Genomic DNA, 11,931 nt, shown 5'->3' on the forward strand with positions numbered 1-11,931 from the left:
ATTATCCTTTTTTCGACAAAGGAAACCCGAAAGCTTCTCTCTGCTTTAGATATTCTTCTGCACACCTTCTGGCAAGGTTTCTTATTCTGGCGATATAACCGGTCCTCTCTGTCACACTGATTGCCCCACGGGCATCAAGAAGGTTAAAAGTATGCGAACATTTCAGGCAATACTCATAGGCCGGAAGAACCAGCGCATCTTCTATTATACGCAGGGATTCTGCTTCATACTTATTAAAAAGATCCAAAAGTGTGGCCACATCCGCCTTTTCAAAATTATAAGTGGATTGTTCAACTTCCTGCTGATGATGCACATCCCCGTAAGTCACTTCTTCGTTCCACTTCAGATCATATACATTATCTATCCCCTGCAGATACATGGTAATACGCTCCAATCCATATGTCAGCTCCACAGAGATCGGATTGAGCTCAATACTACCGGCCAACTGAAAATAGGTAAATTGAGTGATTTCCATGCCGTCCAGCCACACTTCCCAACCCAGTCCGGATGCCCCCAGAGTGGGAGACTCCCAGTCATCCTCAACGAATCTTATATCATGATCAAGCGGGTCAATCCCCAAAACTTTCAGGCTCTGAAGATACTGCTTTTGCACATCAAAAGGAGACGGTTTCAGTATGACTTGATACTGGTAGTAATGTTGAAGCCGGTTCGGGTTATCACCATAACGTCCATCCGTTGGTCTCCTAGATGGCTGAACATAAGCCACATTCCATGGTTCAGGACCGAGGGCTTTTAAAAGTGTGGTCGGATGAAACGTTCCGGCTCCTACCTCTAAATCGTAGGGCTGAACCATCACACATCCCTTGCGTGCCCAAAACTTGTGAAGCGATAGTATCACATCTTGAAAATACATTATCATTACTCCTGTTTATTCGATTTTGGTTCTTGTCAATTTAGTTGGAGAAAAGGGCCAGGATTCAAGGGTTTGTTTTCTAAAGACTTTATCATTGCTTTTAGCATTCTTTCGCTTTCCGCGATGTCTTGGAGCCTTCTGCCTGCCTCAAGGTTTCCGATGACAAAGACGGGTACCTTCCGTTTTCTATCCTTAGCCCGGTAGAATCTATTTTTGCATCAAGTAGACTGGCTCCTTTTCGGGTTGCAATCAATTCTTTCCATATTGTGTTTAATTTGTCAATGTTATCTATTTCACCCAGGGCCCATATGCAACCGCCACCCCCCGCTCCGGTAAATCTGGCGCCACAATTATTGTTAACGGCCGTATCAACAAGCTTTTTCCCCATGTCGTCAAGCACATCAGGTGTCATTTTATTTCTGATGGCCATTTCTTTATTCATTGCCGCCGCCGCTTTTGTATAATTTTTTACGCCAACAGCGTCAATAAACTTTTTCGTATTAGTCACAATTTCTGACCAAAGCCTGCGGTACCTGCCGGAAAGAAACTGGCTGATCCAGATTCCATTAATATTTTTTGACTCATGGGGCTTACCACAATAGGCCAATAGCAGATGTTTTTCCAATTTTTTAAAATATGATGTATTTACCACTGCCTCTTTCTTAAAGACAGACCCGATACTACCGGTCTGCCAGTGCCATGCATTCACGCCTCCGAAAGCAGCGGCAAGCTGGTCCTGTCGGCCGCAAGGCACTCCGGCGACACTTTCCTCTAACGCATGTGCGAGTAAAGCGACTTTTTTTTTGAATTTCCATGAAATGGCTTTCTTTTGTAAAACCTCTAAAAATGCGGCAACCAGAGCCACTGCAGCCGACGATGATCCCCCCAAAGCACTTCTTGGCGGTGATGAGGAATCAATTACGATATGAACACCTCCAGCTCTGAAATAGGCTGCAATGGCAAACATCAGCCCGAGCGGATGGTTAAACGGTGCCCGGTCAATAGCATAATCCGCACTTTTAAAACCTGTTGATGTCACTTTGACCCGGCCTTCTTTATAGGGGAACAGGCGTACATGAGTTCTGAGATCAAGCGCTAGGTTAAAAGTGCATGGCTTAAGATAGCCAAGCGGGTAACTAAAAGTATCGATATCGAGGGAACCGCCCATATCAATCCTGCAAGGGGCCGAAACTTCCACCGGCTGTATTTCAAGTTTTTTTCCTAAAGCGAAAAGCATGATCGCACTTAAAAACATCCTATAGACAATTTGTCATCGTTTCCAGCCAGCACATTGGTTTTACGTTGAATAATGATGATACGGGTTGCGAGTTGCGAGTTGCTGATGGGAAATAATCATTTTATACACCGTATCTCGCAACCCGTAGCGCGTAACTCACCCTAAACCCTTATCTGGCGAAGGAATTTCAGGCTCCTGGGTTCTTTACCCAAATGATAAGGAACGAAAGCTTCCAGAAACTTGAGCCCTTCCATAGAAGCTTGAGGAGTAAATCTGATCCTTTTGGCTTTGATTAAATCTTGTTTTTCAATCCAGAGAAGCTGTTTAATGGTCCCTTTGGAAAGGGCAATCCTGCCCGAAAAATTTTGCGAACAATTATGGCAAACAAGCCCACCCCTTGCAAGATCAAAGATAATTTTTGCCTTTTTTATTCCCTCCAATGGCGTCTTGCATACACTGCACTGCCTTAAATTTGGGCTGTGACCCGAAATAGACATAAATCTCATCTGAAACAGGATACTCAATACGGCTTCTGGTGTATGGTCGAAATCGAGTTCACCCAGTACATACTTCAACAGGTGGTAAAGCTTGATTTGTTTTTCACCTTTCTCCATCCATTCATTGATAAGCTCTGCCCAGTAGCTCGCATATGCTGTTTTCTTTATATCCGCCCTGATTTTTAAAAAGGGCTGTTTTAGCATGGCTTCCTTAAGTACCGGAAGTCCTTTACCACGGGCTGAGCCGTATACAATATCCAAAACAGAAAAAAGTTCAAGAATGCCTGAAAACCGTTTGGTACTTTTTTTGGCGGATTTTGCAATAACGGAAACTTTACCCTGGTTTAAGGTAAAAAAAGTAATGATAATATCATAGTCGCCAAACTCGATGCGTCGAAGCATAATGGCGGGGGTAGAAAAAGTCGGCATGTGTTTATATACCGAGAAGAGCGGTGGCTATAATAAAATAAAAAGAAACACTGATTACGTCTATTGATGTGGTAACAAACGGGCCGGTGGCAACGGCAGGGTCAATATTTATCTTTGCAAAGGCCATGGGGACTACCGACCCCACCAGTGCGGCTACAGCCATGGAAGAAACAACGGCAAGGCCTACTGATACTGCGAAGGCCAACGTAGTGTAACGAACCTGGGCAACGGTAGCAATCAAAAAACCATAGACCAGCCCAAGAATACAGCCCACAGTCAGTTCTTTTAATACAACCAGCCAGATATCTCTTATGTGAATACGACCGGTGGCAAGTCCGCGAACCACAATGGTGGAAGACTGAGTGCCGATGTTGCCCCCCATTCCCATGATAACGGGAATAAAAGCCGCCAGGTAAGCATATCTGGTTAAGCTCTCTTCAAAATAGCTGATCACAAAAAAAGCGATCATGCCACCGATGCAGCTGGCAAAAAGCCATGGCAGGCGGATTCTGGTGCTTTTTAAAACTGATTTGGTTTCAACAAACCCTTCGCCCACACCTGCCATTTTCAGTATATCTTCGGTCGCTTCCTGCCTGAAAATGTCAATCACATCATCTACAGTGACAATACCCACCAGCCTGTTTGTCTCGTCAACCACAGGTACGGCCAGGATATCATAACGGGCGACAATTTTGGCCACTTCCTCCTGGTCCATGTCCGTCTGAACAGAAAAAACGTCCGTCGCCATGAAATCTTTCAGTGGTCTTTCGGGGGGAACAACAACAAGTTGCCTTAATGAACTGACGCCGGTAAGTTTTCCGTATTCATCGACTACATATAGATAAAAGGGCATTTCAACATCCTGGTGCTCTTTTTGCAGCGATTCGATTGCCTCCTTTGCCGTTGTATCCTCTTTTAAAGCGATAAAATCAGGAATCATGATACCCCCTGCGGTATCATCATCATACCGAAGGAGGCCTTCAACCTCATCAGATCCCTCTTTTTTCATTTTTTCCAGGATGGTATCGGACATTTCATCGGGCAAACGCCCGATCAGGTCCGCCACATCGTCTGTGGGCATGCTTTCCAGGATTTCGACAATCTCGTCCAGCTCCACCCCTTCAATAAAATTTAAAAAAATATCTTCTTCGAGTTCACTGAAAAGGATACCCTTTTGTTCTGTATCCTTTATCATGTCGAAAAGCCGGTGCTGGTCGGAAAGGGATAAAGACGGGAATACTCCCGACAGATCGGCTGCATGTGTTTTGTCTACAATATTGAGAAGATGGGAGGTGGCTCCACGTCTAAGCAACCGCTTTATGCTGTCTAAAAGTATTTTGTTTCTGTCACCTTGCATGGTTTTCTGTCTAAATCGAACTTTTTACAAGTTCATCATCTGTTATGGAATTTTGTATGCGTTCACGGAATATTGAAATTAGAAAATATAAATTGGAAATTGGTTTCATCTCTTCCGATTTTATAGTTTCCAATTTCAAATTTCAAGCCGTGAACGGTTACGGAATCTTTAAATTAACAACCTGCCCGCTTTTTCCCGGCACCTCTATGGATTCGTTATTCAACAGCAATCGAATTCCACCTGCGTTTCCTATAAAAAGACTATACCCCAAAGTTGCTTTCAGCTCTACCTGATCACCCGGATTTAGATAATACTCATTGGGTTTTTGGTCATCAATGACAATCTTCATCCAAGTTTCTTCAATTGCCATTATCTTTAGAATTAACTTTTCCGGTTTATTAGTAATCTGAATGTTTGCAGGTTCCGTATCATATTGAGGCTCAAAGGTCGCATTCCCCTCATTCTCAATACCGGCTGCTTGGTCCGTATTGCTTTCCACCAGCTCGGTTGATGAAGATTTATTTTTAAAATAAGATACAGCGAAAACGGAAAGAAATATAAGACTTAGCAATGCCACCACACAAAATAATAAGCGTCGCCAGAACTTTCCGCTGGGCATCTCCAAATCGGCCTCTGACTTCGCAAGTTTTTGAATGACCTTAAGCCGCATCTGGTAACGCCGGACAGCTTCATCCCCATCCGCATCGATTGCTTTTGCATAGGCACGTAAAAACCCTTTTACAAAAACCTTATCAGGCAGCTTGTCATGATTTTCCTGCTCGATAAGGACAAGGTTATCTATCCTGATTCGGGTCTCTTCTGCTATGGTTTCAAGGCTGATACCCTTTAAAAGCCGAATATCCTGAAGGTAGCGCCCAAATGAAAGCGATTTCTTGTCTGTTGTCATGTGGTTAATTTATCTTATAATTTTAATATGAGACCGGCTTTTTAAATCCTTAAGCCATGAGGCATATTTCCGGTTTACATTATCTTGGTAAAGTTTCTGCGAAATCTCAGAGTTGGCTTCCTCAAGGGTTTTCCCGGGAAATTTTTGGATTTTCTGAATATAAAGAATTTGATACCCCTGGTCCGTATCGAGCACAGGAGTATAGTCACCTTCCTCAAGTAGTTTTATGGCCTCCTGCAACTGGGGTGAAAGATCTTTAATCTCGAACAGGCCTAAATCCCCTCCTTCAGAAGCCACCGGTGAATCAGAGTAAATTCTTGCCAGTTTATCAAAAGGTTCTCCCTGTTTCAGCTTATCCAAAACAGCTTCAATTTTTTTTAAGATTCTACTTTTTTCAGCCTCATCTGCATCCCCCGGAACTTTCATAATAATATTTCTTAAGTGATATTTCTTTTTGCCGGAGTATTCATCCTGGTGATTCTGGTAGTACGCCTGTATATCCTCCGATGTAATGACTATTTTTGATTTTACTTCACGGCTTATCAGTTTTTCCCTGAGAATCTGTTCTTTAATTTGGTTACGATACTTCTCTAATGTAAGCCCCCGTCTGCTTAGTTCCCGGCGTAATTCTTCGTCTGTAATCAACCTTGTTTTCTTCATCCTCTCAATGGCATTGTTTATTTCCTGGGGACTCACGGATATTTTGTACCTCTTTATTTCCTGATCGGCAAGTTTCCTTTCGATCAGCATGTTCAAGGCATCCTCCCGTATTTTAAAGAGCATCTGTCGCTCCTTTTCATATGAGTAATTGGATGTCTTAATGCGATCAACATAGGGTTTAATGGTCTGGTCCAAATCATAAAGCAGCACAATTTCATCATTTACTGTGGCTACAATTCGATCAACGACTTCAGCCCCCCAAGCCTTTTGCATATCTAAAAAACAACCGCAACACAATAAAACCGCACCGGCAGCAAACAACACCAGCTGCTTTAACATGTTCGAGTCTGTCACCAAAAATCCGTTATTACTTCTGTATGTTATGAAGAAAGAATTTTTTCCCACTGCTTCTCATTAATTTCAATATAGAATCTTTTATGTATTTTTTCTATCCAGGATTTATAAATTTCTTCTATCTTTTTTCTGCGCAAATGTTTGACTATTTTTTCGTTCAAATCCTTCGATTTGTTTGCCAAATCCGGCTTAAAATTGGATGCCTTATAATTTTCTTCATAATACCTTGCAATATCATCTGCGGTAATCACGATCTGATCTGATAGCTCTTTTTCTATCAGTTTTTCTATCAACATTCGCGTTTTTAACCCTTTTTTCCAGGATTCATAGGAAACTGCATATTCTAGTAATATCTCTTCAAAAACGCCTTCAGGATAATCGCTTTTTATGGCTGCGACTGTTTTTTCAATTTCTGATTGCGGAATAGAAACACCCAATTCTTTGGCGCGTTCCAGCAGAACCATCTCTTCAGTCATCTGATTTAAAAGCCTCTTTTTAGCTTCTTTTAATGCAGATGCATCCTGCAAGGTGTTATGCGGAAAAGCGGCCTCGGCGATTTCAAAAGCTTTATTGTAGTCAAACACGGTTACCACTCTTTGATTAATCCGAATCAAGTATTCATCCTGATCTTTGGATTCCGGTTTCTCACATGATGTGAAAAGGCAAGCCGTGAACAATAAAACGGTCGCCGCGATTATTTTCTGTATGTATTTCATTGCTGAATGATAATCTCCTGCTTTTTACTAAACTTTTAATTGTTAACACGCTGTGCAATTTCTTTCAAGATTTTTCTCACTTGAGCCACCAGACCGTTAAAGCTGCTGTTGGAAAGCCTGGCTTTAAAAATATGATCCGGCGAGAGCTCATAAAGCCTTTTATTGGACACAACCACATCAACAATACCCGGTGGATTTTTTTGGTGCACCGCTGAAAAATGAAGCATCAGCATTCCCCCTCTCAGGTCAAGCCGCTTTACCCCGGCCTTTACAGATAATACTTTCAGTATGATTTTTAACAGTAGATTGGCCGCTTCCCGCGGTAAAGCCCCAAAACGGTCCATTATTTCAGCTTTGAAATCCGCAATTTCACTCAACTCAGCCATTTTGGTCAAACGGCGATAAGCTGAAAGTCGCTGATCAATATCAGGAATATAGGACTCAGGGATATAAGCAGATATGGTAATATTAATTTCCGGCTCCAGGGATTCTATGACCGGTTTTCCCTTCAGTTGGGATACTGCGTTTTCCATAAGCTTTAAATACATGTCATACCCTACTGCGGCAATGTGACCGGACTGGGAAGCCCCCAGAATAGTTCCTCCCCCCCTGATCTTCAAATCACTCATGGCTATTTGGAAGCCAGCACCCAGGTCGCTGTGTTCCATCAGCACCTTAAGGCGTTTTACCGCATCTTTTCCCAAGCTAGTTTCATCTGGAATAAAAAGGTATGCATAGGCCTGTTCATCGGCGCGACCCACACGGCCGCGTAACTGATACATCTGGGCCAGGCCAAACCTGTCCGCCCGATTAACGATGATGGTATTGGCTGAAGGAATATCAAGTCCCGATTCTATTATGGTAGTGCACACCAGCATGTCAATTTCCTTATTCATAAACTTCAGCATCACCCGTTCTAATTCATCTTCATTCATCCGGCCGTGGGCAACTTCCAGCCGGACTTCCGGTATCAGTTTTTTTAATTTTCCTGCCATTTTCCAGATACTGTGAATATTGTTATGAACAAAATAAACCTGCCCTCCCCTTCCCAATTCCCTTCTTACCGCTTCAGACACGATGGCATCATCGATTTCAGAAATATAGGTAATGATCGCCCGGCGATACTCTGGAGGAGTTGAGATAACACTTATGTCGCGTATTCCCATAAGAGACAGATGAAGTGTTCGGGGTATCGGAGTGGCGGTCAGGGCCAGAACATCGACATTATGTCTTATTTTTTTTAATTTCTCTTTGTGCTTCACGCCGAAACGCTGCTCTTCATCAAGCACTAACAGGCCGAGATCCTTAAATATGACATCTTTAGAAAGTAGGCGGTGGGTGCCTATCACAATATCGACTTTGCCGATTTTTAAATCGTTGATGATTGCCCGCTGCTCTTTGGGAGAACGGAATCTACTCAAACAAGCCACCTTTATGGGATATCTTTCAAATCTTGAGGAAAATGTTTCAAAATGCTGCTGCGCAAGCACCGTGGTCGGAACGAGTACGGCAACCTGTTTCCCGTTAAAAACCGCCATAAATGATGCGCGAAGAGCGACTTCTGTTTTCCCATATCCGACATCACCGCATATGAGCCGGTCCATCGGGGTTGGCTTTTCCATATCGGAAAGCACATCATCTATGGCATTCAGCTGATCTTGGGTTTCTTCATAGGAAAAACCCGCTTCAAAATCATGGAGAGAACTGTCAATGGCCTCAAAAGCAAATCCTTGTTCAACTTTGCGTGCCGCATAGATTTTGAGAAGCTCTCCGGCTATCTTTTCTGCTGTCCGTTTGACACTATTTTTCACCCGTTCCCATGATTTTCCGCCCATTTTGTCAAGGACCGGGTCAATGCCATCCACCCCCATGTACTTTTGTATCATATTCATACGATCCACAGGGAGGTACAGTTTATCCGAATCTTTATAGATAATTAGGAGAAAATCGTTGGTCGATCCGTCTATCTTTAATTTGACCAGATCCTCATACCGGCCGATTCCATGCTCAACATGCACAATAAGATCTTCTTTTTTCAAATCTTCAAATGCCAGGAGTTTTGCATGAACACTTTGCTTGGGTTTCAACTTTTTGCGGTGTTTTGCACCGAATATTTCATTTTGCGTGATCACTGCAAGTGATTCGTCCGGCCAGACAAATCCTGATGAAATCCGGCCCAGGCAGATAAATTCAAAACCTTTACCCTGGGTGATATCTGAAAACCGGGCCATGGTTTTTGGCTCAACAGGATATGGGGCAAGAAGTGATATCAGCCGATCTGCCTGCGGTGTTGAATGACAGACAATAATGGTTTTCAATCCGGCTTGTGTATTATTTTTAATCCATTGGGCAAGGGGTAAAAGAAGTCTTTCTTTTTCCATGTGAGTTTTTAACGCCAGACTCAAATCTGAATGATCATGCGTGGAAAGGGTATACTGCAGTGGACCTTGATCTTTATCATTTTGTTCCCTTAAAATGGGAAGTATTCTTAAGATCAAAGGTTTTTTCTTTAAAAACGTATCGGTGATATCTTCCCATTTTAAATACAGGCTTTCAGGCCTGACACACAGCCGCTTTTCACTTCGCGCCAGTTCAAAATTTTTAAATATCCGTGTTTCAAGTTCAGTGGCCGCTTTTTCCAGCTCTTCGGGTTCTGTATTAATAAAAAGGGTATCGCTCGGCAGGTAATCAAACAGGGTATCAAGCTTGGTATAAACCAGCGGAATCAGACTCTCCAATCCAGGAAATAGACCCTCATGCCTAATACGACTGATAATCTTTCTGGTCCTGGATACCGGCATATCAAGGCGGGACGCCCGCTGCCGTATCCGGCTTATGATTAGAGGAATACGTTTTTTAACTAAAACAGCCTCCTTGGCTGGAAGTATAACGGCTTCCTTAAGGTCTCTAATTTTTCTCTGGCTTGCGGCGGAAAAAGATCTGATGGAATCCACCGTGTCGCCAAAAAATTCGACTCTCAGCGGATCAGGATACATGGGAGAAAAAATATCCAAAATCCCTCCTCTGATGGAAAAATCGCCCGGTTCCTCTACAATAGAGGTTTCCTCATATCCACCGAAAATCATTTTCTCGATCAAAGCATCACGTTCAATCTCTTCATTCACCATTATCAGATCAGCAAAGTGGATGATTTCTTTTCGCGGAATCATTTTCTGCAGCATCGCTTCCACTGTGGTCACCACAATGGACGGCCCATTATTTTCAATCAACTTATATAGTGTCCGAATTCGTCTGGCTGCGGTTTCGTTGTGATAAGAGAGAAATTTAAATGGTGAAATATGATAAGGAGGAAAATATAGCAGTGCGGATGCATCATTTCCTAAAAAAAAATTCAGATCTTCCAGAAGCCTTTCCGCATATTTTGGGGAAGGGGTCAGCAGAAAAATGGAATTCTTCTGCTTTTGGTATGCCCTTGAAATTAAATAGGCTTTTGCTGATTCTTCCAGCCCTGTGCATTCAATGGTCTGTTCTCTTGCAGATATTTTATCAATCAGGGTTTCAACTGAAATTTTTTCTTGATTTGGATTCATAAACAAAGTAGTTGTTTCTCATTTGTGGGTAGTTAATGCATAATACATCTTTAGCCGGCGTAGCTCAGTTGGTAGAGCAGCTGATTCGTAATCAGCAGGCAGGCGGTTCGACTCCGCCCGTCGGCTCCAAACATTAAAAGGGATTACGGCCACTTAGGTCGAAATCCCTTTTTTATACTAAAACATAAAACTCGGCAAATCAAGGCAAAATACGGCAATTTTGCGCCCCTTTTTGTCCCCCTTTTTATTTTCATTTTTATCGGTGGAACACTTTCCGGCTGTGCATCACTCGATATCCATCCTGACCCCTGGACCAAAGATCAAAAAATAATGCAAGGCACAGTCACGCTGCTAAATATTATTGACTGGGGCCAGACACTCGACATTGTAGATAAGCCAGACCAATATTACGAAATCAATCCATATCTCGGTAAGCATCCAAGTCGGGGAAAAGTTAATAAATATTTTTTCTGCACCATACCAGCAAAAATCCTTATAACTCACATATTGCCATCAGGTTGGCGTAAATGGTGGCTCGGCGTAAATATTTCGATTTCTGGCTATCTTGTGGGCCATAATTGGCATGTAGGATTGAGGGCAAACTATTAACAACGAGAGGTTTGATATGATTTCAATAAACGTAAAATCAAATGTTAAACAATTTACCCGGCATTTAACCAGGATTGAAAAGAAACAGGTGCCCTTTGCCACCGCCAGGGCCTTGACCTGGACCGCCCAGGACGTGCAAAAATGGTTGATCAAAAAAATTCCCTCAATCTTCAACGTGACTAAAAAGTGGTGGCTCAAACAGCAGCCGACCGGAATTAAGATCAAACCGGCAAAAAAGAATTATCTGGTCTCATCGATCTATACCAAAGCATATTTTGCCAACCTCCAGGAAGAAGGCGGAACCAAGCGGCCAACCAGAAGCAAGAATCTTGTCATACCGACAAAAAAAGTTCCAAAGTCCAGGCGTAAAGCCGGCGGTGCAGCGGTCATGTTAAAGGGCAAAAAAGTGTTTTCAACCGCCCGGGGTATTTATCGCAGAAAGGGCGGAAAGAAGAGCAGGACCATTGAACTGCTATTTCATAAAGAGCGGTCCGCAAATATCAAGCCCCGGTTTAACTTTAGACAAACAGCGCACAGCATTGCCACTCGAATGTTTAAAAGAAATTTTTTACGATCGCTGGCCGGTGCGCTAAAGACCAGGAGATAATACAAAAGGGGGGATAAAAATACCCCCCACCTCAACATATTGATATTATAGCGGGTCCTTCTGGTTAACATACTGCGGGTAACGCGCAGAGGGCGATACATTTTTAGTTCCAGGATTTTTCCCAGGGAGTTCG

General features: G+C 42.9%; 9 protein-coding genes and 1 tRNA gene. 2 read left to right on the plus strand and 8 right to left on the minus strand.

From position 1 onward, the window contains the following. Position 1: 1 nt before the first annotated feature. The 8 genes from glyQ to mfd all read right to left on the minus strand — a co-directional run bounded on the left by glyQ (position 2) and on the right by mfd (position 10,582). A complete protein-coding gene (gene glyQ, locus SWH54_04505; GenBank protein MDY6790513.1) occupies positions 2-874 on the minus strand; it encodes a glycine--tRNA ligase subunit alpha in 873 nt (290 codons plus the stop codon). A gap of 100 nt (positions 875-974) precedes the next feature. Then, the gene (locus SWH54_04510; protein MDY6790514.1) at positions 975-2,111 is read right to left on the minus strand and encodes a galactokinase; all 1,137 of its coding nucleotides are present in this window, start codon (positions 2,109-2,111) and stop codon (positions 975-977) included. Between the two features lie 161 nt (positions 2,112-2,272). Then, positions 2,273-3,037 carry a DNA repair protein RecO gene (recO, locus tag SWH54_04515; protein ID MDY6790515.1) on the minus strand — a complete coding sequence of 255 codons (765 nt, stop codon included), beginning with the start codon at positions 3,035-3,037 and terminating at the stop codon, positions 2,273-2,275. 4 nt (positions 3,038-3,041) lie between these two features. Continuing rightward, a complete protein-coding gene (gene mgtE, locus SWH54_04520; protein MDY6790516.1) occupies positions 3,042-4,394 on the minus strand; it encodes a magnesium transporter in 1,353 nt (450 codons plus the stop codon). 157 nt (positions 4,395-4,551) lie between these two features. Continuing rightward, positions 4,552-5,301, minus strand: a complete 750-nt coding sequence (locus tag SWH54_04525) for a DUF4115 domain-containing protein (GenBank protein ID MDY6790517.1) — start codon at positions 5,299-5,301, stop codon at positions 4,552-4,554. 9 nt (positions 5,302-5,310) lie between these two features. Next, positions 5,311-6,300, minus strand: coding sequence for a SurA N-terminal domain-containing protein (locus SWH54_04530; protein ID MDY6790518.1), 990 nt, complete (start codon positions 6,298-6,300; stop codon positions 5,311-5,313). 41 nt (positions 6,301-6,341) lie between these two features. After that, the gene (locus tag SWH54_04535) at positions 6,342-7,031 is read right to left on the minus strand and encodes a SurA N-terminal domain-containing protein (protein ID MDY6790519.1); all 690 of its coding nucleotides are present in this window, start codon (positions 7,029-7,031) and stop codon (positions 6,342-6,344) included. Between the two features lie 35 nt (positions 7,032-7,066). Then, positions 7,067-10,582: a transcription-repair coupling factor gene (gene mfd, locus SWH54_04540; protein ID MDY6790520.1), complete on the minus strand. Its 3,516-nt coding sequence runs from the start codon at positions 10,580-10,582 to the stop codon at positions 7,067-7,069. 53 nt (positions 10,583-10,635) lie between these two features. Here mfd and SWH54_04545 point away from each other — a divergent pair. Together SWH54_04545 and SWH54_04550 are read left to right on the plus strand one after the other, a co-directional pair. Continuing rightward, a tRNA-Thr gene (locus SWH54_04545) sits at positions 10,636-10,711 on the plus strand. Positions 10,712-11,207: 496 nt separating this feature from the next. Then, positions 11,208-11,798: a hypothetical protein gene (locus SWH54_04550; protein ID MDY6790521.1), complete on the plus strand. Its 591-nt coding sequence runs from the start codon at positions 11,208-11,210 to the stop codon at positions 11,796-11,798. Positions 11,799-11,931: the final 133 nt, after the last annotated feature.

The sequence above is a fragment of the Thermodesulfobacteriota bacterium genome (assembly GCA_034189135.1).
In the GTDB taxonomy this organism is placed as follows: Bacteria; Desulfobacterota; Desulfobacteria; order Desulfobacterales; family JAUWMJ01; genus JAUWMJ01.